At 57.3% G+C, this 22,300-nt stretch carries 22 protein-coding genes, 2 tRNA genes and 1 pseudogene; 21 read left to right on the top strand and 4 right to left on the bottom strand.

Translation table 11 applies throughout. From position 1 onward, the window contains the following. Window positions 1-64 precede the first annotated feature (64 nt). Window positions 65-781, top strand: a complete 717-nt coding sequence (locus HNR59_RS14375) for a TetR/AcrR family transcriptional regulator (protein ID WP_183831717.1) — start codon at window positions 65-67, stop codon at window positions 779-781. Between the two features lie 104 nt (window positions 782-885). Next, window positions 886-2,052: an iron-containing alcohol dehydrogenase gene (locus tag HNR59_RS14370; RefSeq protein ID WP_183831716.1), complete on the top strand. Its 1,167-nt coding sequence runs from the start codon at window positions 886-888 to the stop codon at window positions 2,050-2,052. Between the two features lie 238 nt (window positions 2,053-2,290). Here HNR59_RS14370 and tig read toward each other — a convergent pair whose 3' ends face one another. Then, the gene (gene tig / locus HNR59_RS14365; protein WP_183831963.1) at window positions 2,291-3,763 is read right to left on the bottom strand and encodes a trigger factor; all 1,473 of its coding nucleotides are present in this window, start codon (window positions 3,761-3,763) and stop codon (window positions 2,291-2,293) included. Between the two features lie 363 nt (window positions 3,764-4,126). On the opposite strand from tig, the gene HNR59_RS14360 reads away from it, so the two are divergent. Together HNR59_RS14360 and HNR59_RS14355 are read left to right on the top strand one after the other, a co-directional pair. Next, window positions 4,127-4,211 (top strand) — tRNA-Leu (locus tag HNR59_RS14360). A gap of 150 nt (window positions 4,212-4,361) precedes the next feature. Beyond that, on the top strand, window positions 4,362-5,066 hold the full coding sequence (locus HNR59_RS14355; RefSeq protein ID WP_183831715.1) for a hypothetical protein: 705 nt from the start codon (window positions 4,362-4,364) through the stop codon (window positions 5,064-5,066). Between the two features lie 93 nt (window positions 5,067-5,159). Here HNR59_RS14355 and HNR59_RS20800 read toward each other — a convergent pair. The 3 genes and pseudogenes from HNR59_RS20800 to HNR59_RS14345 form a co-directional block, all read right to left on the bottom strand. After that, window positions 5,160-5,424: pseudogene (locus HNR59_RS20800) on the bottom strand (IS5/IS1182 family transposase); the annotation flags it as partial. A 376-nt stretch (window positions 5,425-5,800) separates the two neighbouring features. Next, window positions 5,801-6,937 (bottom strand): tyrosine-type recombinase/integrase, encoded by a 1,137-nt coding sequence (locus tag HNR59_RS14350; RefSeq protein ID WP_183831714.1) that lies wholly within the window; start codon window positions 6,935-6,937, stop codon window positions 5,801-5,803. Beyond that, window positions 6,937-7,281, bottom strand: coding sequence for a helix-turn-helix domain-containing protein (locus tag HNR59_RS14345; RefSeq protein WP_183831713.1), 345 nt, complete (start codon window positions 7,279-7,281; stop codon window positions 6,937-6,939). The genes HNR59_RS14350 and HNR59_RS14345 overlap by 1 nt, the downstream gene beginning before the upstream one ends. 130 nt (window positions 7,282-7,411) lie before the next feature. Between HNR59_RS14345 and HNR59_RS14340 the strand changes: the two genes are divergently transcribed. The 17 genes from HNR59_RS14340 to HNR59_RS14260 all read left to right on the top strand — a co-directional run bounded on the left by HNR59_RS14340 (window position 7,412) and on the right by HNR59_RS14260 (window position 22,298). After that, entirely contained in the window at window positions 7,412-7,618 is a 207-nt protein-coding gene (locus HNR59_RS14340) for an excisionase family DNA-binding protein (RefSeq protein ID WP_183831712.1), read from the top strand. After that, window positions 7,558-7,893 carry a hypothetical protein gene (locus tag HNR59_RS14335; RefSeq protein ID WP_183831983.1) on the top strand — a complete coding sequence of 112 codons (336 nt, stop codon included), beginning with the start codon at window positions 7,558-7,560 and terminating at the stop codon, window positions 7,891-7,893. Before HNR59_RS14340 ends, HNR59_RS14335 begins: the two co-directional genes overlap by 61 nt. A 113-nt stretch (window positions 7,894-8,006) precedes the next feature. Further along, window positions 8,007-8,366 carry a hypothetical protein gene (locus HNR59_RS14330; RefSeq protein ID WP_183831711.1) on the top strand — a complete coding sequence of 120 codons (360 nt, stop codon included), beginning with the start codon at window positions 8,007-8,009 and terminating at the stop codon, window positions 8,364-8,366. A 225-nt stretch (window positions 8,367-8,591) separates the two neighbouring features. Further along, window positions 8,592-10,931 carry a DUF3987 domain-containing protein gene (locus HNR59_RS14325; protein WP_246374720.1) on the top strand — a complete coding sequence of 780 codons (2,340 nt, stop codon included), beginning with the start codon at window positions 8,592-8,594 and terminating at the stop codon, window positions 10,929-10,931. Between the two features lie 261 nt (window positions 10,932-11,192). Then, window positions 11,193-11,885 carry a hypothetical protein gene (locus HNR59_RS14320; protein WP_183831710.1) on the top strand — a complete coding sequence of 231 codons (693 nt, stop codon included), beginning with the start codon at window positions 11,193-11,195 and terminating at the stop codon, window positions 11,883-11,885. 201 nt (window positions 11,886-12,086) lie between these two features. After that, window positions 12,087-13,175, top strand: a complete 1,089-nt coding sequence (locus HNR59_RS14315) for a hypothetical protein (protein ID WP_183831709.1) — start codon at window positions 12,087-12,089, stop codon at window positions 13,173-13,175. Between the two features lie 425 nt (window positions 13,176-13,600). Then, the gene (locus HNR59_RS14310; RefSeq protein ID WP_183831708.1) at window positions 13,601-13,957 is read left to right on the top strand and encodes a hypothetical protein; all 357 of its coding nucleotides are present in this window, start codon (window positions 13,601-13,603) and stop codon (window positions 13,955-13,957) included. Further along, window positions 13,954-14,349 carry a hypothetical protein gene (locus tag HNR59_RS14305; RefSeq protein ID WP_183831707.1) on the top strand — a complete coding sequence of 132 codons (396 nt, stop codon included), beginning with the start codon at window positions 13,954-13,956 and terminating at the stop codon, window positions 14,347-14,349. Before HNR59_RS14310 ends, HNR59_RS14305 begins: the two co-directional genes overlap by 4 nt. Before the next feature lie 313 nt (window positions 14,350-14,662). After that, window positions 14,663-14,738: transfer RNA gene (locus HNR59_RS14300), tRNA-Thr, on the top strand. A gap of 9 nt (window positions 14,739-14,747) precedes the next feature. After that, window positions 14,748-15,059: an HNH endonuclease gene (locus tag HNR59_RS14295; RefSeq protein ID WP_183831706.1), complete on the top strand. Its 312-nt coding sequence runs from the start codon at window positions 14,748-14,750 to the stop codon at window positions 15,057-15,059. A gap of 343 nt (window positions 15,060-15,402) precedes the next feature. Further along, window positions 15,403-15,690, top strand: a complete 288-nt coding sequence (locus HNR59_RS14290) for a hypothetical protein (RefSeq protein ID WP_246374718.1) — start codon at window positions 15,403-15,405, stop codon at window positions 15,688-15,690. Further along, window positions 15,653-17,560 carry a terminase large subunit gene (locus tag HNR59_RS14285; protein ID WP_183831704.1) on the top strand — a complete coding sequence of 636 codons (1,908 nt, stop codon included), beginning with the start codon at window positions 15,653-15,655 and terminating at the stop codon, window positions 17,558-17,560. The genes HNR59_RS14290 and HNR59_RS14285 overlap by 38 nt, the downstream gene beginning before the upstream one ends. A gap of 15 nt (window positions 17,561-17,575) precedes the next feature. Beyond that, window positions 17,576-19,573 carry a phage major capsid protein gene (locus HNR59_RS14280; RefSeq protein WP_183831703.1) on the top strand — a complete coding sequence of 666 codons (1,998 nt, stop codon included), beginning with the start codon at window positions 17,576-17,578 and terminating at the stop codon, window positions 19,571-19,573. A 68-nt stretch (window positions 19,574-19,641) separates the two neighbouring features. After that, a complete protein-coding gene (locus tag HNR59_RS14275; protein ID WP_183831702.1) occupies window positions 19,642-19,812 on the top strand; it encodes a hypothetical protein in 171 nt (56 codons plus the stop codon). Beyond that, complete coding sequence (locus HNR59_RS14270) at window positions 19,809-21,164, top strand: phage portal protein (RefSeq protein WP_183831701.1); 1,356 nt, start codon at window positions 19,809-19,811, stop codon at window positions 21,162-21,164. Before HNR59_RS14275 ends, HNR59_RS14270 begins: the two co-directional genes overlap by 4 nt. Then, a complete protein-coding gene (locus HNR59_RS14265; protein WP_210307365.1) occupies window positions 21,157-21,972 on the top strand; it encodes a hypothetical protein in 816 nt (271 codons plus the stop codon). The genes HNR59_RS14270 and HNR59_RS14265 overlap by 8 nt, the downstream gene beginning before the upstream one ends. Next, a complete protein-coding gene (locus HNR59_RS14260; RefSeq protein ID WP_183831699.1) occupies window positions 21,972-22,298 on the top strand; it encodes a head-tail connector protein in 327 nt (108 codons plus the stop codon). Before HNR59_RS14265 ends, HNR59_RS14260 begins: the two co-directional genes overlap by 1 nt. Window positions 22,299-22,300 lie beyond the last annotated feature (2 nt).

Raw genomic sequence — 22,300 nt, 5'->3', positions numbered from 1 at the left:
GATAATTGCGCGACATTCCAAAGCCGGCGATATTTCGGGGCGAATGAAATTCGGAGGATATTCCATGGCCAGATCGGATCACGAAGCCGAAGGGCAACGCGATCTCGGTGCGGATGCAGCCGTGGTCGAGGCCGGGCGCCCGCGCCGCCCGACACGCTCGCGCCGCAAGGCTGGCGAGGCTGCCGGAGCGGACAACAATGTCGATATTCTCGACTGTGCCGCTCAATGCTTCATGGAAATGGGCTTTCAGGGCACCAGCATCGACGATGTGGCCCGCCGGCTAGGTGCGACCAAGGGCAGGATCTACCACTATTACGCCTCCAAAACTGACCTGTTCTTCGACGTCCATCGTGAGGGCATGCGACGGCTGAACGAGGCGGTCAATGCGGCGATGGACAATGGCGGCAATGGGCGCGAAACCCTGCGGGCCATGCTGGAGGCCCATGCGCTTACCATGCTGCAGAACATCGCCTATCTGGCGGTTGTGGTGCAGGGCGTTCACATGCATCGGCTGGGCGCCACCACGCTGGCGCAGCGCCAGGTGCTGGACGAGATCATGGCCATTCGCCGCGACTTTGAAAAGCTTTTTGCCGATGTCTTCCGCCGCGGGCAGGCCGACGGCAGCATCCGCGCCGGAAACGCCTCCATTGCGGTCAAGGGCATGCTCGGCGCGGTGAACTGGACCGCCGTCTGGTATCGCCCGCGCGCGAACGAGACGCTTGCCGACAAGCAAAAGATCGCGCGTGAGCTTGCCACGCTTCAGGTGGAAGGCGTGGCCTGACTCCTCCTTGTGTCGATTAATCATTTTGACCCGGCGCACCTGGTGCCGGCTTTCATGTCTCGCCCGGCGCTGACGCGCCGGCACAGCGCATAAGGAAAGCAGCCATGAGCTTTAAACCCTTCTCTTTCACCACGGTCGGGCAGATACATGTCGAATGGGGGGCGGCCTCGAAGCTTGGTGCGCTGCTTGGCCAATGGTTTCCTGCACGCAGGCTGCTGCTGGTGACGGACAAGGGCTTGCACAAGGCCGGTGTCCTGGAGGCGGCAAAGGCGTCTCTGGCTGCCGAAGGCTTTGCCGTCACCATATTCGACGATGTGGTGGCTGATCCGCCCGAGGCTGTGCTGTTCGATTGCGTGGCTGAGGGCCGCAAGGCCGGCGCGGATATCGTGCTGGGGATCGGCGGCGGCTCCTCCATGGATGTCGCCAAGCTGGCCGCCGTGATGCTGACGACCGATCAGCCCCTGAAGGAGCTTTACGGCATCGGCAAGGTGCAGGGCGCGCGCGTGCCGCTGGTGCAGGTGCCGACCACGGCCGGAACCGGCTCCGAAGTCACCAACATCACCATCCTGACCACCCCGGACGACTCCAAGATGGGCGTGGTGGCGGATCAGCTCTATGCCGACCGCGTGCTGCTCGATGCCGAACTGACCACAGGTCTGCCGGCGCTGCACACTGCCGCCACCGGCATCGACGCCATGGTCCACGCGATCGAGGCCTACACCAGCCGACACAAGAAAAATCCGCTTTCGGATGCGGCCGCGCGTGAGGCATTGCGTCTGCTCTCCTCCAATCTCGTTGCGGCCTGCAAGGATGGCAAGGATCGCGCGGCGCGCGAGGCGATGCTGCTGGGCGCTACGCTTGCCGGGCAGGCCTTCGCCAACGCACCGGTGGCGGCGGTGCATGCGCTGGCCTATCCGCTGGGCGGCCGCTACCACATTCCCCACGGGCTCTCCAATGCGCTGATGCTGCAGCCGGTGCTGGAGTTCAACATGAAGGCGGCAGAGGCGCTTTATGCCGAGCTCGCCGGGCCTGCCGGGGCCGATGTTGCGCCCGATGCCGGCACGGCAGAAAAGGCGAAGGCCTTCGTCAAGCGGCTGATCGCGCTGATGGATGCCTCCGGTGCCCCGCGCCGCCTGCGCGATGCCGGTGTCGCCGAAGAAATGCTGCCGCAGCTTGCTGCCGATGCCATGCTGCAAACACGGCTTCTCGGCAACAATCCGGTCGAGGTTACGGAAGCGGATGCGCTGGCGCTCTATCGCGCCGCCTTCTGAAAACTGCGATAACTGAGTAACCCAGCCTGTCCCGCAGATTTCACCAGCCTGCATGCAGCGGGCTGGTGAAATCTGGTCTCATGAAAAGGTTTTAGGCGAGAGAGCTCAGGCCGACTGGTCGATTGAGGCCGAAATGCCGGAAAGCAGCCACCGATAGCAGGAAAGAATGCCCAAAAGAAAAGGCCGCCTTTCGAGGCGGCCTTTTCTTTTCGTATGCAATGCGTGGCGCAGATAAATCTTACTCTGCGTCCTTCTCCGCCTTCTTCTTCGGCGCGGCCTTCTTCTTCGGCGCCTCGGCTTCGCCGTCCTCGGCCTTGGCCGCAGCCTTCTTCGGCGCAGCCTTCTTCTTGGCCGGCTTGGCTTCGGCCTCGCCCTCTTCATCTTCGGCCAGCAGCTCTTCCTTGCTGACCTTGGTGTCGGTCACGGAAATCTGGCCAAGAAGATGGTCGACGACCTTTTCTTCGAAGATCGGAGCACGCAGCGAGTTCAGCGCCTCGGGGTTGCTGCGGTAGAACTCGAACACTTCCTGCTGCTGGTTGCCGGGGAAGCGGCGAACCTGCTCGAACAGACCGCGCTGCAGTTCTTCATCGGAAACGGTGACGCCTGCCTTCTCGCCGATCTCGGCAAGAACGAGACCAAGGCGCACGCGGCGCTCGGCCAGACGCAGATACTCGGCGCGGGCGTCTTCCTCGGTGGTCTCTTCGTCCGTGAAGGTGCGGCCGGCGGCTTCGAGGTCGCGGTTGACCTGATTCCAGATGTTGTTGAACTCCGCCTCGACCAGCCTGGAAGGCGCTTCGAAGCTGTAGGAGGAGTCAAGCTGGTCCAGAAGCTGGCGCTTGACCTTCTGGCGGGTGATGGAGCCGAACTGGTTCTCGATCTGGCTGCGCACGATTTCACGCAGGCGCTCCAGCGACTCCAGACCCAGAGACTTGGCGGTCTCGTCGTCGATCTTCAGTTCGCCGGGCTTGGCCACTTCCTTGACGGTGACGTCGAAGGTCGCTTCCTTGCCGGCCAGCTGCGCGGCCTGATAATTCTCGGGGAAGGTGACGACAACCTGCTTCTCATCGCCGGCCTTGGTGCCGATGAGCTGGTCCTCGAAGCCAGGGATGAACTCCTTGGAGCCCAGAACCAGCGGCTGGTCGGAGCCGGTGCCGCCCGCAAAGGCTTCGCCGTCGATCTTGCCGACATAATCAATGGTCAGGCGGTCGCCATCGGCGGCCTTGCCGTCCTTCGGCTCATAGCTGCGTGTGGATTCGGCCACGCGCTGCACCTGCTCGTCGATCTCGGAATCCGGCACGTCGTAGACAGGGCGCTCAACCTTGATGTCGGCGAAATCCCTGATCTCGATCGGGGGGATGACTTCGTAGTTCAGGCTGAACTCGAAATCGACGCCGCCGTCGAGAATCTTTTCGGCTTCCTTCTCGTCCTCGGTCATCACGACCTCAGGCTGCATGGCAGCCTTTTCGCCGCGCTCGGTGATGATGCTGCGCGCGTCGTTGAGAATTTCGTTGACGACCTCGGCCATGAAGGACTTGCCGTAGACCTTGCGCAGGTGCTGGACCGGCACCTTGCCGGGACGGAAACCGTTGATGCGGACCTTCCCCCGGGCATCGGTGAGCCGGGTCATGAGCCTGGCTTCCATGTCGGTAGCCGGCACGACGACCTTGATCTCGCGCTTGAGGCCGGAGTTGAGCGTTTCGGTGACCTGCATCATCAAACCTTTATCTAGACCCGTAGGGCCGTAAAACGGATTCTACCGTTCACAGCCCGCCGGTACATTATTCCGGAGTTGGCTTCGGGGCGAAGCCGGATGAGCTGGCCATCTCCTGACCCAATCACCCGAAACGCTCCACAATGTGAATAAGTCCTTGTTGTTCCAGCTTCTTTTCACATGTTGCAGAAGCGGATCGTCGCATCCCGTCACATTCGACCCGCCTTTTGTCACAGGCGAGGCCAATTTTCAACTATCTTCGCATCCTGCGGGGAGCTTGCGAAATATGCGTGCAGGCTTGTCGGCCGGGTCCGGGCGAGTGGATTGACAGAGATTGGCCTTCGTGGGATTGGCGGGTTGCATGCGGATGTGGCGGAACTGGTAGACGCCCCGGATTTAGGTTCCGGTGCCGAAAGGCGTGGGGGTTCGAGTCCCTTCATCCGCACCAGTATTTCATGAATTGTTCATGTGGCTGCTTCAGTTATCTGATCATAAATCTGGAAGCTTTGTTGCAGCAAACGACTGCTGACCGCATCATCCCATGACAGATCAATGTTTTTGAGTTTTCAGCACCGGATGCGTTCAAAAAGGAGCCGAAGTGACAAGTGAACGTTTTGAGCCGGCGATCCGTAACGCGATCGCAAAGCACCGCGCCGAAACCCGCGAGCAGAGAGAGCGGATTTATCAAGCCGCAAGAGCAAGCTTTCAGCGTTCAGACAGAAGCAGTGAAGATATTGAAAATCTGAATTTAGCGATTGAGAAAGTTGAGTCGTCATTTGAAAGAAATACCGGTGCAGTTCTGAAAAAGCAGAAGCAAAGGAATCTCGTGAATGCGGCAATTCTGCTGTTTCTGGGGGTTTTCATTGGGTCTGTATCTTCGCTCATTTTTACCGGATCTACGACAGCTGATTCTGAAGATGATTTGAAGAAAATATTTATTGATAGATATAATAAAGATATTGTTATTGTTCCTGATGCGATTGAATATTTGCGTGAAATTACCGATGCTATTGTTGATCACCAAAGGAACAATCGAGACATTCTTACTCCTTCTAATAAGACATTCGTGACTATTGCAAAAATTGATCCGGATCTAGCGAAGCGGATGCCGAAGACGCTTCCTCAGGGGACGCAGTTCATCGTGAAAGCTGATCATAAGGACTTCAAGGTGCTTGCTAACTGGACGCTGTGCGGGGCCGCAATGTTTTCAAACCCGGAAATGCTGGATCCGGTAAGAAGTAAAGCCGACAGAATAGGGTGCCCTAATTTCGGAATGTGGACACCTGGCGCGGTCAAATGGTGATTTTTCCATAACAAAGGGAAACGCATTTCATATCTGTTTTCGTTCCGATTATATTAGCCTTGGTGCCTTTGCGTCCGGGCTAATTGATCAGACTCAGAAGATTATGATTGCGACGAGTTCTTTGGCAGAGAAAAACTCCATCAGGCACCGATCGTAGCATATAGTAACAAGCCGTCGTTCTTGAGACGCCTGAACATGATCTCGATTCGGTTGCGAGGTTTGTAGCGACGCTTGTCGTATTTAACGGTCTTGTTCCGGGATTTTCCACGCGATGCAGGGAGTGATCCTCCTTGCCCATCAAAGCGTCACGAAACCAGTCTGCTTCACAGCCACGGTCGACCAGCAGCCATTCGGCCTTGCTCCGATCGATAACGTCGTAACCTTGGAGGCCGCTGCTTTGTGGCCTTTTCAAGGAGCATATGGTGGAACTGCGGGAAGCACTCGGTGGAGACCTCACCAGTCGTGATGTCCTAGAAAACGCCGTGCTCCGCAAGGTCGTCAGGTCGGTAACGGTCTTGCGGGATTTTAACAGGAGAGGCGACGTTAAGGTCGAGGCTCAGAGACATCTGAACACTCTGCTCAAGTTGGATACCGTATCGGTGGGGTCTAGTGGTAGCGGAGGACGGATTTGAACCGCCGACACAAGGATTATGATTCCTTGAATCTACGCTGATTTTATTACTATTTTTTGAATTTATGTTGCATTGTGTTGCATGTAGCCGGCGGAATTATTGCTATTCGGCGGGAATTAGGGCGTCTTCGATCGCCTTCGCCGCGGCCTTATCGTCATCGCGCTTTTCGATGAGATACCCGTACTGATCGAAAGTTTGCTGGATTGAGGCGTGCCCCATCAGCACTTGAATTCGCTTGGCAGTGACGCCCTGTGCAATCCACATGGCGGCAGCAGCATGGCGGAGGGCGTGCAGGGAATACTTCGCCTTCATGACCGGCTTACCGTCTTCGTCCTTTTCATCGGTCGTTAGACTGACGCCCGCTGCGATCTGGATCGGCCAGAAAATGCGCTGCAGCATGTTCGCGTGCGACTCTATATTCCCTGCGCCGTTCGGGAAAACCAGATCGCGCGCGCCTTTGGGGCAATGCTCTTTCCAGTCTCTCAGCAACGAGACCACCGTCGGCCCAATAGGTACAGTGCGGGTGCCCGCATCCGATTTCGGAGATCCAATCTTATTGTATGGATCGGCTCGTTGCGTGACGTGAATTTCGCCAGCGTCGAGATCGACATCGCGCCACGGGAGACCGCGAAGTTCCGAGGCGCGCAGCCCGGTGAATGCGGCCGTATATATAAGCGGCCGGTGCTTCGACGGCGTTGCCTTCAATATCGCCTGCAACTCCGCCGTCGTCGGCATTTCAGGCCGCCCCCTATCCCGCTTCGGCAAGTCAACGCGAACCTCGCGAACTGGATTCGTGACAACGCGCCCACGGCGAACTGCGTCGGTGAAGATCATGGATAACGAGCCGATAATTTTCTTCACCATGGCGCGGGATTGCGTCTTCGCCAATTCGTCCGCGAAGGCCTGCACGGCCGGCGCCGTGACGGCTGACAGCTTTGTTGCGCCGATTGCCGGAACAATGTGGATATCACGATGCTGCCGATAACTGGCCAGAGTTGAGGCCTCCAGCCCCTTCGCCTCGGCTTTTTCAATCCACAGATCGGCAGCCTCGCGGATCGTTATCGACTGGCTGGCCGGCGTATGCGTTCCCTTTCGTACCTCGCCTCTTGCCGTGAGCAGGAAGTCGTCCGCGTCCTTCTTCCGGGCGAATTGCCGGAACCTGCGCTTGCCGGAACCATCTCGGTACTCGGCCAGCCAAGCGGTTTTTCCAGACGGAAGCGTGCGTTTTCGAAGAGCCATTAACGTCTTCTCCTCGGAGCGCCGTGCTGAGAAACAATCTGCCGAACGCGCTCGCGGCTGATTTCGAAAACCTTACTGATTTCCGTGTAGTTGTGCCCAAGGGCAGCCATTCTGACGATCATTCCATCTCGACTATCCACGGCCGGCGGGACAGTTGGCGCGCCGGTCATCTGGGTTTCATAGAAACTACGCAGCGCAGCGAGCTTTGAGGCGCTCGGCACGAGGCTGCCAGATCGCCAACGCGAGACCGTTACCTTGCTCACGCCCAACGCCTCCGCAACCTGCGATGCATTTATTCCATGGCGGCCTTTCAGGTCCCGCAGGATTTTTTCAATTTCATTCATGCTGACCCTTATAGACCTGTTTCCATCACGTGCAACATATTTGACTAAATTAACGAAACCGTATTGACAAAGTTATCCTAATCGCACATGATGTGAATATGCGGAATTTCCCGCGCTAAAAGAGGACAGTATGGAAGCTTCAAACGACAACAGCCTGGCCGCTGACCTGCTCCGCGGTGCCGAAGCTATCGCGGATTATCTGGGTTTCCCCCGCAGGGCCGTTTACCACTCGGTCGCGAAGGGGCACCTCCCGCACTTTAAGATAGGCGAGACGATTTGCGCGCGGCGCTCGACGTTGACCGCGTGGATAGCCCAGCAGGAGAAGAAGGCGGCGTGAACCACCAAGATATTCTCGATATGCAAAGCCGCCCTGCGGAATTTACCGAAGGATACAAGGCGGCACTCAAAGCTCTAAGAGCATGTGCTCGCGCATACTCGCCAGCCCGTTATCATGCGGCCGTATCGGCGGTGCGCTTCATCAGCCAGCATGACGAAATAGAGTCCGTGCCAAACATTGCCGATCAGCTTGCCGATTACGACAAGGTTGCCTGTGACGAAACGCTGATGCGGCTTTGCAGCAAAGTCGCAAGGCTTCACGCCCGCGCCGCATAGCATCCACGAAATCCGTGACGGAATCTGTGCCTCTTACTTTTGTTGAGGCCCAATCACCATGAAACTTTAGGTAGTCGCCCGCCGCAAGATCGGCCGGGTAGGGGAGAATTAGCATGCCCAATCGCACCATTCCAGTTGCACCCACGGGTGCACGAACCCGCGCCTGTACGACACCGCGCATTCGTGGCTACGCTGTCGGTATCGATTTCATCGAAGGGCGACCGCACGATGCTCGCCTGGTGGACCAGTCGCCAGTGCTTTTCATAGAGAAAGTAGGATCTGCTGGATTCGCTGATGACGGTAACCGGCGAATGTGCGCGGTTGAATTCAACGGAGAGGGGCGACCGCCAGAGTCCGGGTTGCAGCGCCACGTAGTCGATGCATTTTTCGTGGACCGTCGCGTAGCGGAATTCGTATGGCAGGCCGTCATCGAAAAAATCGAGAATGATGCAGCTTCAACAGCAACCGCATGACGCCTCGCATTCTGACAGTGTGGCCACTTCCTGAAGGGGCTGGCAACGTCCGCACCAGATTCGATGCGAAACTCGATTCAGGTATCCACTTTCACAAACTTAAAATCGTCCGGTCAGCGAGCGGCTGACGGATATGCGGGCCGCAACACAATAGCGCGCCTGTTGTCACATTGCCAATCGTCGTAGCCGATCAGCTTGCCGAACTCGCACTGGAAGCCATCGTCAATGCCCACATTGTTGAAACTGAAGCCTGAGCTTGCCTCCTCGTTTGACGAGGAGGCAGTCCGCAGCCACGCGGAAATGATCAACCGGTTGGCTGCCGGCTTGCAGGGCAAGTTCGTTGTCTCGGCATTCTTCGCCAATCCGAACGGAGAGGACCACGGCGGAGGTATAGTCAGCCATCATAAAGTCGGCGACATAGACGACATGGTCGATGCCGTGATGGCTCACGCCGCTACACCGAACGCAAATGTCTATATTTGCCCGAACCTGATGCGTCCAACGCTGGAGCGAGGCAGAAAGGGTGGCGAGGCTGATGTGATCGCTGTGCTGGCGCTCGTAGCCGATATGGATGACGATACGGGTCGATCAGGTTCGATGCCCGTTGAGCCTAACTATGTCATAGAAAGTTCGCCAGGCAATCGCCAATGCTTCATTCTATTGGATCGCCCCCTGGCCCCTGTTGATGCTAAGCCGCTTGCTATCGCCCTGAAGGGGGCCGCCAATTCCGATCACTGTACAGTGGACGTCTCCCACGTGTGGCGTGTACCGGGTACTCTCAATTGGCCGAACGCTAAGAAGATCGCTCGGGGCCGTCCATTAGACCCGGCGAAGGTCAGTATTGCTGCCGCGTGGGACGGCACTCTTACTGATGCTGAAGACCTGCAAGCCGCCATGGCGCCCCACATGCAGGCTGCGGCAGCCGTGCGATCTGTCCAGATTTGCGAATTCCCTTCAATCGAGAGCATCGAAGTCAGCGCGCATGCGGCCGAATTGCTCGCAGCAAATGATGTCGGTGACAGGTCGGAGCACGCCGCTAAGGTAGTTGAACAACTCGCATTCGATGGCCTGACCGCAGAACAGGCGCTTGTCGTTTTTCGATCTGCCACGGGCGACTGGTTTGCCCGATACGAAACGAAAGACGCGCAGGCCGACTTTCTTCGGCTATGGGGCAAGTTCGGAGCGCACCATGCCACAGAGCGTGCGGAAGCCGTGTCCGCAGTCAAAGGATTGTTCGCAAAATCACTACCCATAGCTGCAAATGACAACGAACAGGATACCGCGCCGGCGAGGGCTCACCCAAGGTTACCTAGAATGCATCCCGACCCGTTCAGCCCTGATGCGGCAGGCGGCCTTTTACATGATGTCTCTCGATGGATCACCGAAACGGCAATCGTTCCGGTTCCCGAACTGTCACTGACGGCCGCCATCGCGCTGATCGGCGGCATGTTCGGAGACAAGGCACTCGGACCGACTCGGAGTGGCTTGAACATGTTCATGACGACCGTAATGGGTGTGGCTTCAGGCAAGGGCCATGCACCGAAGTCTATCGTTCATCTCGCAAACTCGGCGGGGCAGCCTGGCGCTGTGACGAACGGGGATCCGACTTCGTTTGCGGCGATCGAGCGGATGCTGAGACGCAACCCGTCAACTGTTGTAGTTATGGACGAGTTCGGCCTTGTACTGCAGGATGTGAACAGCAAGCGGGCGAATGCGGCATCGGCATCGATCCGAAAATTGCTTCTGGCTATTTATGACCAGGCGGATGCTGTTTTCCATGGGCGACAGTATGCGAGCGCGGACTCAAAACCGGACGACAGTCCTATTATGGGACCAGCGCTAACGGTTCTCGGTATGACGACGCCATCGACGCTCTACGCAGGATTGTCGGAAGACTCGCTGACCGACGGCATGCTTTCCCGGTTCGTTTTCATTGAGGGAGAAGGGCCGGACGAGATACGTCCGCCGAGATTAAACCGTGAAGTAAAAATCCCGAAACAGCTACAGGCTGACCTCAAACGAGCAATTTCCGAATTTCCGAAAGGCAACAATCCGCTGGGAATTAACAAGGTGATTGTTCCTTTTGATGGGGGCGAGGAGGGGAGCGCATATGCACTATGGGCTGACATTTTCCGATGGCAATCTGATCGATACTGGAATGAACGTGAACATCACATAATCGGTCGAGCGGCGGAAAATACCGTTCGCCTTGCTGCAATCCGCGCGGTGAGCCGAGATCCATCCGCTCCGGCCATCACCGATGATGACGTCGCGTGGGGATGGGCCATCGTTCACAGATCTATCCAAATCGTATCCGAGGGCGCCGATCGGCACATGTCCGGCAGTGCGACTGAGGCGCTGCGAAAAGCGATTGTGCGGGCGCTGGAGCGCGCTCCAGAACACACACTTGCGTGGTCGCATCTCCTTCAGCGCGAAGGAGTCAGCTCCGCTCGCCAGGACGAAGTAGTCGAGGCGGTCACGTGGTTAGTGGAAACGGGCAAGGTTGCCGAACTGACCGGCAAGGCAAAACTGGGTTCGAGGTGCCGATTCCAACTTGTGGATTAGCCACAAGGGACGTCACAACTTGTGCCGCGATGTCCAGCGAACTTGTGAAAGTTGGTTGAAATTGTGAGGGCGCCACAAGTTCGTAGGGTGACAAAAAGAGTAGTAAATACATATATATAGAGAGATTGTTCTCTTTCATTTTTCTTTAGTTGTGAACTTGTGAGAACTCTTCCCAATCCCTCGTTTCCGGTTTGCTTGGGGATTTATCAGACGGTTTTAACAAGTTTCACAACGCCACAACGAGTAAATTGGATGGCATCCATGGGCGAGGCAAAGAGACGGCGAGAAAATACAGTTCCGACCGTCTATCACCACACCAGTACACTACGCACAAACCTAATCTGGATGTCTGGGGTCATCCAAGTTGAGGGTAAATCTGAGGGCGTATTTCATCCCCGTCTCGGTCAGATACAGACCGATGCACTATCACGGCGAGCCCTGAATGATTTCCCTGCGGTGGCATGGTTTACCACCCGGATCGAAGTGCCGAACGTATTGACGCGCGGCATTTCTTTGTTTGCGGTAGACAACGTCACCGGGGAGCGAAAAGACCTTCAGTCAACATCCGACGCAGCAAATGCGATAGCGATGAACAGGGTTGCGCTCGGTTTTGCGATATCGAGCATTCCTGTCACGCCTTGGGTTGATCACAGGGGGTACTCTACGGATGAGGGGCAGGAACTCAACGCAAGTGCGAGAGAAGCAGGCGATAACCCAGACGAATGGTACGTGTCCGAGTCGCCGGTCGACGTGCTCAACGTTTCGGAGTTTTGGTATTCACCCATCGTGATGAAGCCGAGGCTTAAGCGCTTTGACCCCTACGTCAACGACATCCGACGAATGGTACAAAAGTGCAGAGATACGCCAGGGGCGTATATACCACCAACGTGGCTTACCATCGAAGAGGCAACATTGGTGGCCCGCCAACTTGGCGTATCGGTAGCCATCCCATGAGTATCGGCGCAAAACGTGACCGCCTCCCTCATCAACTGGGCGGCCCGGCTTGGAAAGGTCCAGCCCCCGCCATGACAAGGCACTTCCATCTTCCCGCCGATGGCATAACCGCACTCGACCGCCTCAACGCCTTGGCAAGTGGCGTCCACGTTTCGACTCCCCGTCCGCACTGCACTCCCGCAAACGACAATAGGATCCCTGATGATGGCGAATGAACAGCATGAGCAGAAATACGCCAAATTTCTAGACGGCCTGTCCGTCTACATGGAGGCACTCAGCAATCCCACAAAGCGACCTCGCCGCAGCGGCGCTGAGCTTGATGCGGTTCGGCAATGGAAAAATCAGCCCGCTTCAATCGACCCAACCAATTGGTCAACTGTCGCCAACGACAATCATCAGAGCCAAGATAACGCTGTCGAGGAAGATGCATACCGCGGCGAAGTCGTGCGCGAAATCGTCCCTGACGGGAACGCGATTTCCGATGAAAGCATCATAGTGCGATCGATGGAGGGGGTTGAGTTTCGAGCCGTTCCCATGGCTGATTCTTCCAAGAAAAAAGGGGAGCACCCGACGTTTCTTCACCCAGTCAGTGGCAACGTAGAATTTGGTTCGGCGGTTGACGGCGAGGGTATGGCGCACCGTGTTGTTACCCGCCTTGGCAAGCTGCGATTCAGTGACGGGACGCAGACAGAGGTTGCAACTGTCCGAGATTCGAACGGGGAGATTGTCGATAAACAACTGCCGATGCGAGTAGGAGCCATGCTGGGAACGCGCGAGCGCATTCGAGGCGATAAGGGTAGTCGGTGCGCCGACGGCCCACCGAATCAAGTGTGGTGCAATTGGCTGGGAAATCCCGTACGAGCTCAGCCCTTGAAGAGCGGCAAGCGCCGTCAAGGCCGCTCGATATCCGCCGCCGAAAGCGCAGCAGAACTTGCTGCGGCGATCGAGAACACAAACAATATGCCTGTTGTTAAAAAGTGCCCGACTGGTCTGCCTTGGAAGCCGGAGCGAATCTCGGAGATGTTTTTGGCTGGCAAAAAGGAAAAGACAGGGAAGGGAGGTGCCGTAGCTTGGACGGATCTGGCCATGGGAATAGACAGTCCGGCTGCATGGAAAAAGATTCGAGCGGAGCTTCTCGATTCAGACAAAGAGGTTCTGGATGCTGCCATGACTGCGGGAAGTTATTCCGACATCGGAGCCGTGGTTGGAGCTTCACGGAAGGTAGGCAAGCGGGCGCTTAAAGCAGCAAACGACAATCTAGCTGCGGCAATAGAAAAATTTGTCGCCTGACAGGCCAATTCCCGAATCTGGGACCCCTTATAAAGCGGAGGGGCTTTCCATCTTCGCACACCTGTAATCCGTGGTAACGTCTCTGCCTTAACTGGTATGCGCCCACGGCACAGCATCCGGTAAGGCGTGATTACGCTGATAGGGCGACGATAGACGTCGCGTCGCCTGCGCTATGAGCGTCTTACCGGGCCTTGCCGCCCATGCCATGTGTATGCGGCGCATTCGTTGATGTTTGGCATCAACAGCATCCGCCCTTGGCGCCATTCTCCTCCGTCGCTTGCGACGTCTGGCGGCCTTGGGCGTATCAGCGGCGGGTTGAGCAACGGATAGATAAACCGGGCCCGTCTGGGCTGCTCCCCGCCGCTTTCGGATCTTGTATTAAACTTAGGCCATCGGTATTCCTCTCAGATTGCTGGGAGGCAGGAATGATTTCGATCGATGGCAAGAACGTCATAATCAATAGCACTGTTCTGCTTAATGCGGATGAGCGCTCCGTGGAATTTAAGGCGGGCGACGGCTTGGTCGTGCGCGTACTGTTCAGGAAAAACGCCACCGAGAAGGCGAGTATTTCTCCGTCATTCTCCGACGGAGCATTTATTTTGCCACTTACGAACTTCGGAAATCCGCTAGGTATGGCTGTGAGCGGAAAGATGACAGCAAGCACGGCATCTGGCCATCGCAGACCCGGCACTTGGTACTTAACTTACGCAGTCTCGGTCCAAGACATTGGCGAGAGTTTCAAGAGCCTTCATCTCACCGTTGCCGAGGAGCGCGTGGCATGAGTGAGATTATTCATGGCACTGCAGAAGGGCCGATCTCGGGGTCCATCGTTGTAAACGACTACGTCCAGCGGAGTGTGAAAGTGCTAGCCATTCACGAGCACGAAGTGGAGCACATTTCGTTCATGAACGGACTAAGTGCTTTTTGCTTTTCAACCATGTCTGCATTTGCCTCCTTCGCAGCGGCAACGTGGGTTAGTGCATCTCTGCAGTCAACGATTACGCCGGCGACACAAATTCTCACAACGGTGATAGGGCCGGGAGCGTTGATCCTAGGTGTCATCGTAGGTATCCTAGGATTTCTTGTTCTAAGGAGACGCGGATCAACCCTGAAAACTATCAAGGGACAGACGATTACAGTCGTGGATCCTTCTACACCTTCAGCCGCCTTGTAATGAGATGGTCCGGGGTTCGATTCCTCGCTAGGGTACCTAAGGTCATGGCCGCCGTCACTGCACGGCAAACGTGGGTAGCATAACCCTGCCGTTTACGCGTCGCGGCCTTCTTATAACCCAGAGCAGCAACCGCGCGGCGGGCTAGGCAATTCGGTCTAGCCCGCCTGCTCGCTAGCTTCGGTATCTGTCATGGACGCTAGCTTCGGGCTGTAGTGCGCAGCCCTCTTGGCGCTTTGGCGTCGCGGCCTTCCCATCACCACCCGCCCATCCAGCAACGCCTCGCATAGGTGCCGAGTGGCTGGGCCATCAGTTTGCCGGCATAGCTCAACTGGTAGAGCAGCGTCCCTGTAAGTCGATGGTTGGTGGTTCGATCCCGCCTGCCGGCTCCATGGTGTTCAATGGCACGTAAAGACCAGCGTAGCGACGAAGCGCGTGAATGGAGACGGCTCTATAGATCGGCAAGGTGGGCCAAGCTGCGTCAGTCGGTGCTCGATGCTGATCCGCTGTGCCGTTACTGCCTTGAGGCCGAGATAATCGAGGAGGCCAAGGTGGTCGACCACATCAAGCCTCACAAGGGCGATCCGGAGTTGTTCTGGTCCGTCGATAATCTTCAGCCGCTTTGCGAAGCCTGCCACAACGGCAGGAAGCAGCGCGAAGACCTTGGGCAGAAGTTGGTCCGGTTTGGGCCAGATGGGTGGCCGATCGAGTAGAAAAGTTACGACGGCTAACCTGCTGTCCTGCTCGAAAAAATCGAGAAATCGGCAGATTGCGAAAGAAATCTGAGATTACGAAAGTTATCGAAGATTACGAGAAAGATTTCGACGACCTCCAAAAATTCAGTCGTTGCAAAAATGTCACATCCGGGGGGGGTAGGACGAAAGTCCTCGACCGCCGCCAGCCCGGACCGGCGATGGGCGAAAGTACGCATTTTTCCAATTCAAATGTTGAGGTTTGAACTGAATGGCAAGGCCACGGACGCCAAAGGCCAAGGCCGAGGCGACTGGCCAGGCTGCTGTCAGGCGTAAGAAATTTGAGGCTCGAAATGAGCCCGCTGTGAATGAAGAGCTTGGCCCCGCTCCGGACTGGATGGATGAGGGGCAGCGAGATGCCTGGAATGTCATCTCCAAAGAAATCCCGTGGCTGAATTCCAGCCACCGAGCCCTTGTTGAGATCGCCGCAACTATCCGCGCTCGCCTCATGGCGGGGCAGGATGTGGGCGTCCAGGCGCTTAACTTGCTTAGACAATGCCTTGGGCAGATGGGCGCTACGCCCGCTGACGCCAGCAAGGCCGGAGCAAAACCGGATGGCGAAAGCAAAGACCCTGCCGACGAATTCTTCTGAGCTCGATCCTCTGTATCCTTGCGGGACGGTAGACGACTACGCGGAGAAGGTTATCAGCGGCGAGATCATCGCCGGGCCTCACGTGCGAAACGCTTGCCGCAGGCACCGGGACGACCGCCTGAATGGGCCAGATCGCGGAATACACTGGGATCCCGAAGCCGCGGACCGCGTGTTTCGTTTTTTCAGGACCGTTCTTCGCCTAAACGGCGGCCAGTTCGAGGGTCGTCCGTTTAATTTACACGACTCTCAGAAATTCATCGTTGGCTCGCTCTTCGGGTGGAAGATGCTTGAGTCGGACGGTGCCATGGTGCGTCGGTTCAGGCGCGCCTATATCGAAATGGGCAAGGGCAACGGAAAATCTCCGTTGGCTGGCGGCATTGGCCATTATGCAATGGTCGCAGATGGTGAGGCGGCGGCTGAAATTTATGCGGCGGCTGCGAATAAGGATCAGGCATTCGTTCTGTTCCGAGATGCCGTTGCGATGTACGAGCAGTCGCCAAAACTCAAGGCGGAGCTGACGCCTTCTGGCGGCAACCCGGTGTGGAACTTGGCGTACCTTAAGCGCCGATCGTTCTTCCGTCCGATTTCGCGTGAGGGAGCCCATTCCGGCCCGCGTCCGTACGTGGCGCTATGTGACGAAATCCACGAGCATCCAGACGGCCGCGTCATTGAAATGCTTGAGCGCGGTTTCAAGTTCCGTCGCCAGCCTCTGCTGTTCATGATTACGAACAGTGGTAGCGACAGGAACTCGATTTGCTGGGAGGAGCATGTTTGGGCGTGCAAGGTAGCGGCCGGCACCGACACACCGGATGAGGATTTCACCTATGTGGGTGAAATTGTCGGCATAGAGGGGTCCAGCGACAGAACGTTTAGCTACGTGTGCGCCCTCGACAAGGACGACGACCCTTTCACCGACCCGACGTGCTGGCAGAAAGCCAACCCTCTTTTCGGCGTCACGCTGAAGCACGACTACTTGGCCGGCGTTGTGGCGCAGGCCCGCGATATCCCATCGAAGCGAAACGGCATTCTTCGCCTGCATTTCTGTGTTTGGACAGAAGCCGACACGGCATGGATACCTCGTCCCCTCATTGAAAAGGTGATGGGCGACTTTGACCCGTATGAAGACGGCGCCGGAGCGATAAGCGCAGCCGGACTTGACCTGTCACGAGCCAAAGACCTGACTGCCGCGTCGTTTGTCCGCGAGACTGGCGTGAAGCGGGTAGTCAAGGCTGACGGAACAGAGGCCGATCTGCCAACCTACGATTTGTGGGTTGAAGCGTGGACCCCGCGCGACACGATGGATGAGAGGTCCAAGACAGACAGCGTTCCGTACCGGACGTGGTATGAGCAGGGGTATATCCACGCGCCGGAAGGCGGGCGGATACGATATGACCATGTAGCAGCGCTCATAGCCAGGCTTCACACGGAGTTTGGCATAGGCGTTCTCGCTTATGACAATTATGCCTACGACAAATTCGCTGACGAACTCGACGCTTATGGATGCGACGTAAGGACGGTCGCTCACCCGCAGGGCGGAAAGAAGCGAGCTCGCCCAGATGCTGACGCGGTTGAGGCCGCAAAAGCGGCAGGCGACGAGCCGCCTCAGGGACTGTGGATGCCGGGAAGCGTCGCGGCGCTTGAGGAGCTAATCCTTGAGGAGCGCGTCCGCATCCGGAAGAGCCCGGTAATGATGGCGGCGCTAATGGGCGTCCACATTGAGACTGACCCGCTCATGGGCAATCAATGGTTCAACAAGAACAAGACGTCTAACCGCATCGACCCTGCTGTTGCCGCTGCCATGGCGGTTGGGGCCGCGGTTGAAGGGCGTGTTGAGCGTCGCGAGCCCAAATACCAGATGATAATTTTCTAGGGCGGGAACACCCGAATGAACAGAGCTTATAGCTTGCTGACCGTGAAGGCGGTCAGCGAGGACGAGCGCATTATCCGCGGCGTGGCCACGACGCCTAGCCCGGACAGAGTCGGTGACATTGTTGAGCCTTTGGGCGTCAAGTTCACTAACCCAATGCCGCTCCTGCATCAGCATGACCACGACAAGCCAGTGGGAACCGTCAAGTTCGACAAGCCCACGAAGGACGGCATCACGTTTGAGGCAAGGCTGCCGAAGATCGATGAGCCGGGTCCGCTCAAGGATCGTGTCGACACGGCTTGGGCTGAAGTGAAGGCTGGCCTTGTCCGTGCTGTCAGCATCGGCTTCCGAGCTTTGGAAGACGGCTACGAATTCATGAAGGAAGGCGGCATCCGCTTTCTGAAGACGGAAGTGCTTGAGCTTAGCCTGGTTACAATTCCGGCGAACGCGCAGGCTACGATTACAGCCGTCAAATCCATCGATTCCGGCGTCCGGTCTGCCATTGGCAAGGTCGATGCTTCCACCGCCGACAAGGCGGTTTCTCCAGCGGCGAAGTCCGCTCCTGCCGGCGTTACGGCATCAACCATCAAACCTAACCAGCCCGCTCCAAGGCGGGCAGCCGTAACCCTCAAGGAGGTACATATGGCGAAGACCACTATTGCGGAGCAGATCGCTGCGCTTGAGGCCAAGCGCGCCGCGAATGCGGCCCGCATGGAAGAAATTCTGGAGAAGGGCATCGAAGAGGGCCGATCCACCGAAGCCGAAGAGCAGGTTGAGTTCGATGAACTCGAATCCGAACTCAAGACCATCGACGGTGACATCGTTCGCCTGAAGAAGGTCGAGGCGCTGAAGCAGGCGACTGCCAAGGCCGTTGGGGAGCCCAAGAACGAAGACGAGGCTGGCAAGGTGCGCGCTGGTGTTCCCGTTCGTTCCTTGAAGGATGAAGAGCCGGGCATTGGTTTTGCCAAGTTCGCTCTTGCCATGTACGCAGGCAAGGGGGACGTTTCGAGCGCCAAGGCGTTTGCTGAGCACGCTTACGGCGACGACACCCGTATTCAGAGCGTGATGAAAGCCGCCGTTGCGGCGGGCACCACGACCAGCCCGACATGGGCTGGAAATCTGGTTGATTACCAGAATATGTCCAGTGAATTTCTGGAGTTTCTGCGGCCGCGTACACTGATTGGTCAGTTCGGCGTTGGTGGCGTTCCGTCGCTTCGTCGCATTCCGTTCAATGTCCGCATTCCGGGCAAGACGACTGCTGGACGCGCTCAGTGGGTGGGTGAAGGTTATCGCAAGCCGGTTACTGCATCCGGTTACGACGCCGCTGAACTTAAATGGGCCAAGATTGCGGCCATCTCGGTTGTGACCGAAGAGCTTGAGCGCTTCTCCGATCCGTCGATTGTTCGACTGGTTCGCGACGATCTGGCTGAGGCTGTCGTTGAGCGGGCCGATGAAGACTTCATTGACCCGACGAAAGCTGCGGGTACTGGCGCGTCCCTGTCGCCGGCTTCGATTCTGAACGGTGTTACGCCCATCCCGGCGACGTCCGATCCGGAGGCCGACATCAATGCCCTATGGGCCGTTGCCGACACGATCAATCTGCCTACCGGTTCGGCAGTTTACATCACCGACACCGCAACGGCCCGTGCGCTCGCTTCCCGTAAGGGACCGCTTGGCGCGCGAGACTTCCCCGGCGTCACTGTTACTGGCGGTAACATCGACGGCGTTCCGCTGCTTGTTTCAAACTACGTTCCGGCTGGTACATTCGTCCTTGCTTTCGCAAGTGAAATCTACCTTGCGGACGACGGGCAGGTTAACATCGCGCTTAGCCGCGAAGCAACGATCATCATGGATGACGACGCGACCGCTACGCCGACAGTTGCCCAGATTGCCAGCATGTTCCAGGAGAACAAACTGGCCATTCGCGCCGAACGTTTCATCAACTGGCAGAAGCGCCGACCGCAGGCCGCCGCTTTCCTCAACGGCGTGAACTGGGGGCCTACTCCCGGTTCGTAATAGCCGCGGCGCGCTGAGCACATAGAGGGCGGGGCTTCGGCCCCGTCCTTGATTTCATTGGAGATGACATGCCGACGTACATGACGCGTGCCCTGCGCGCCAACGACTGGCGGTATGCGGCTGTGCTGCGGCTGCTTGGGTACGCCGCCGAGGCGGAGCCGGAGCCGGAAACAGAAGATGATGAAGCCCCAAAGCCGCGCACGCGCAAGGCTAAAGCGGTAAAAGAGGCGTGTGAATGAAAATATTTGGCCTTCCAGTGCCTTTCACCGGTGAGCGGAAGGCTGCAACGCTGTCGTCGGTTAATGACAACCGTGGCTGGCACAAGATATTTGAAGCCAACACAGGCAACTGGCAGCGCAACATAGTTGTCAAGCGTGACTCCGTTCTGGCTTATCATGCCGTTTACGCCTGCATGACTCTCATTGCGTCCGATATTGCGAAGCTCCGCGTAAAGCTGGTTCAGGAGCACAGCAGCGGTGTGTGGGAAGAGGTTTCTAACCCCGCCTATACCCCAGTCTTACGGAAGCCGAACCATTACCAGACCCGCATTCAATTCTATGAGAATTGGGTGCTGTCCAAGCTTATGCGCGGCAACACCTATGTCCTTAAGGAGAGGGACAATCGCGGTGTTGTGACTGCGCTTTATGTGCTGGATCCGAACCTCGTCACCGTCATGGTGACGGACGATGGCGAGGTTTTCTACCAGCTCGCCGCAGATAATCTGCCGAACGTTCAGGAGGACATTCTTGTCCCCGCGTCGGAAATCATTCACGATCGATTCAACTGCCTGTTTCACCCGCTGGTCGGTACGTCGCCCATCTTTGCGAACGGCGTTGCCGCCATGCAGGGCGTCCACATCCAGAACAATTCAGCGACATTCTTCGGCAACAAGTCGCAGCCGGGCGGCATCCTGACTGCTCCGGGGAATATTAGCGACGAGACGGCGGCGCGTCTTAAGGCTTACTGGGAAACTGAGTTTTCGGGTAAGAACGCTGGCAAGGTCGCGGTTGTTGGTGATGGGCTGCAATATCAGCAACTCATGATCAGCGCGCACGAGTCGCAGTTGATTGAACAGTTGCGCTGGACCGCCGAGGTTATCTGTTCGACGTTCCATGTCCCGCCGTACAAAATCGGCGTGGGGCAGCTTCCTTCGTACAACAATGTGCAGGCGCTGAACGTCGAATACTATTCGCAGTGCCTTCAGCGTCATATCGAGGACATTGAAATTTGCCTCGATGAAGGGCTTAGCTTGATGCAGCCCGGCAAGTCGTCAATGGGTGTCGAGTTTGATTTGGATAACCTGTTGCGCATGGATGCCGTCACGCAGATGGACGTGCTGGAGAAGTCCAAGGGCAAACTGACTGTTAACGAGCAGCGCCTGCGGCTCAACGTCAAACCTGTTGCGGGTGGCGATACCGTTTACCTGCAAGAGCAGGACCATAGCCTTGAAGCTCTGGCGAAGCGTGACGCTGGTCCCGATCCATTTGGGAGGGGCGCGCCAGAACATGCTGAGGCCGCCGAGGAAGAACCGGAAACCGATCTAGATGACGAAGCAAACGAAGATGTCGAGCGGGCGTGGGCCAGTGCTTGACACCAAGCGGTTGGCTGACACGCTGGTTTCCGGCGCGAAGGCGTATATCGACAAGGCTCTTGCTGGCATCACGTCGCGCATTGATGCCCTTGAAAAACGCCTGCCCGAGAAGGGCGAGAAAGGCGATCGAGGCGAACGCGGGGATGCCGGCAAAGACGGCCAGAACGGCGTCGGGCTCGCCGCAGCCCTGATCGACAAGAACGGTGAGCTGGTTGTCACTCTTTCCGACGGCGGCGTCCAGAAGCTGGGCGTAGTCGTAGGTGCTGACGGGAAGGATGGCGAAAAAGGCGAGCGCGGCGAAAAAGGTGAGGCGGGCGAGCGCGGCGCAGATGGTGCCGATGGCCGAGACGGCAAGGACGGCGTTGATGCAGTAGAGTTCTTCAAGAGCGACGCCGGACATCTGATCGTCACCATGTCCAACGGTGCAACTCGCGACCTTGGGCCGATTGTCGGTAAGGATGGGGCGCCCGGCCGGGACGGTTTTTCGTTGAAGGACTTCGACGCGGAATTGATGCCGGATGGCCGTTCCATTCTGCTGAAGTTTGCCGATGAAACCGACACGTCGTTTGCCGTGGAATTAGGCATACCGACGATGATTTACCGCGGAGCCTATAAGCACGATCAGACCTACAGCAGGGGCGACACTGTGACGTGGAACGGCTCGCTGTGGCACTGCAACGTTGACGGCAACGGAGACAGGCCGGGCGACCGTGATTCTGGTTGGTCTCTCGCTGCTAAGGCAGGCCGAGACGGCAAGGATTATTCTCCGCAGGAGCCAAAGGCGCACGAGCCAGTCAGGTTGAAGTAATGGTTCAGCTTGTTGATCTTGCCGAAACCAAGGCGACGCTTCGTATTTTCCACGACGATGACGACAGCGTTCTCACGATGTTCATCGAGGCGGCGTCGGAGGCGGTTATTGCCTATCTGAAGGCCGGAGCCAGCATCTTCGTGGATGGCTCCGGCAACATTGATCCTTCCAAGGTTCCGCAGCGCGTCAAGTGGGCCACGATATTCCTCGTTGGCAACATGAATGAAAATCGCGATGCGGACCTCGATGGCGTCTACGAGCTTGGCTATCTACCAAAGCCGGTGATTTCGTTGCTCTACCAACTGCGCGACCCGGCACTCGCATAATC

The organism is Aquamicrobium lusatiense, assembly GCF_014201615.1.
Lineage (GTDB): Bacteria > Pseudomonadota > Alphaproteobacteria > Rhizobiales > Rhizobiaceae > Mesorhizobium > Mesorhizobium lusatiense.
The sequence above is the reverse complement of the archived record's forward strand: the minus strand, read 5'-3'. Positions and strand labels throughout refer to the sequence as shown.

What these genes read in the sequence shown, in the direction of transcription:
- HNR59_RS14260 (WP_183831699.1), top strand. Translation starts at nt 21,972, where the DNA reads ATGGTTCAGCTTGTTGATCTTGCCGAAACCAAGGCGACGCTTCGTATT.
- HNR59_RS14315 (WP_183831709.1), top strand. Translation starts at nt 12,087, where the DNA reads ATGATGGCGAATGAACAGCATGAGCAGAAATACGCCAAATTTCTAGAC.
- HNR59_RS14340 (WP_183831712.1), top strand. Translation starts at nt 7,412, where the DNA reads ATGGAAGCTTCAAACGACAACAGCCTGGCCGCTGACCTGCTCCGCGGT.
- HNR59_RS14345 (WP_183831713.1), bottom strand. Translation starts at nt 7,281, where the DNA reads ATGAATGAAATTGAAAAAATCCTGCGGGACCTGAAAGGCCGCCATGGA.
- HNR59_RS14375 (WP_183831717.1), top strand. Translation starts at nt 65, where the DNA reads ATGGCCAGATCGGATCACGAAGCCGAAGGGCAACGCGATCTCGGTGCG.
- HNR59_RS14320 (WP_183831710.1), top strand. Translation starts at nt 11,193, where the DNA reads ATGGGCGAGGCAAAGAGACGGCGAGAAAATACAGTTCCGACCGTCTAT.
- HNR59_RS14275 (WP_183831702.1), top strand. Translation starts at nt 19,642, where the DNA reads ATGCCGACGTACATGACGCGTGCCCTGCGCGCCAACGACTGGCGGTAT.
- HNR59_RS14310 (WP_183831708.1), top strand. Translation starts at nt 13,601, where the DNA reads ATGATTTCGATCGATGGCAAGAACGTCATAATCAATAGCACTGTTCTG.
- HNR59_RS14285 (WP_183831704.1), top strand. Translation starts at nt 15,653, where the DNA reads ATGGCGAAAGCAAAGACCCTGCCGACGAATTCTTCTGAGCTCGATCCT.
- HNR59_RS14325 (WP_246374720.1), top strand. Translation starts at nt 8,592, where the DNA reads ATGCCCACATTGTTGAAACTGAAGCCTGAGCTTGCCTCCTCGTTTGAC.
- HNR59_RS14270 (WP_183831701.1), top strand. Translation starts at nt 19,809, where the DNA reads ATGAAAATATTTGGCCTTCCAGTGCCTTTCACCGGTGAGCGGAAGGCT.
- HNR59_RS14305 (WP_183831707.1), top strand. Translation starts at nt 13,954, where the DNA reads ATGAGTGAGATTATTCATGGCACTGCAGAAGGGCCGATCTCGGGGTCC.
- HNR59_RS14370 (WP_183831716.1), top strand. Translation starts at nt 886, where the DNA reads ATGAGCTTTAAACCCTTCTCTTTCACCACGGTCGGGCAGATACATGTC.
- tig (WP_183831963.1), bottom strand. Translation starts at nt 3,763, where the DNA reads ATGCAGGTCACCGAAACGCTCAACTCCGGCCTCAAGCGCGAGATCAAG.
- HNR59_RS14280 (WP_183831703.1), top strand. Translation starts at nt 17,576, where the DNA reads ATGAACAGAGCTTATAGCTTGCTGACCGTGAAGGCGGTCAGCGAGGAC.
- HNR59_RS14295 (WP_183831706.1), top strand. Translation starts at nt 14,748, where the DNA reads ATGGCACGTAAAGACCAGCGTAGCGACGAAGCGCGTGAATGGAGACGG.
- HNR59_RS14350 (WP_183831714.1), bottom strand. Translation starts at nt 6,937, where the DNA reads ATGGCTCTTCGAAAACGCACGCTTCCGTCTGGAAAAACCGCTTGGCTG.
- HNR59_RS14330 (WP_183831711.1), top strand. Translation starts at nt 8,007, where the DNA reads ATGCCCAATCGCACCATTCCAGTTGCACCCACGGGTGCACGAACCCGC.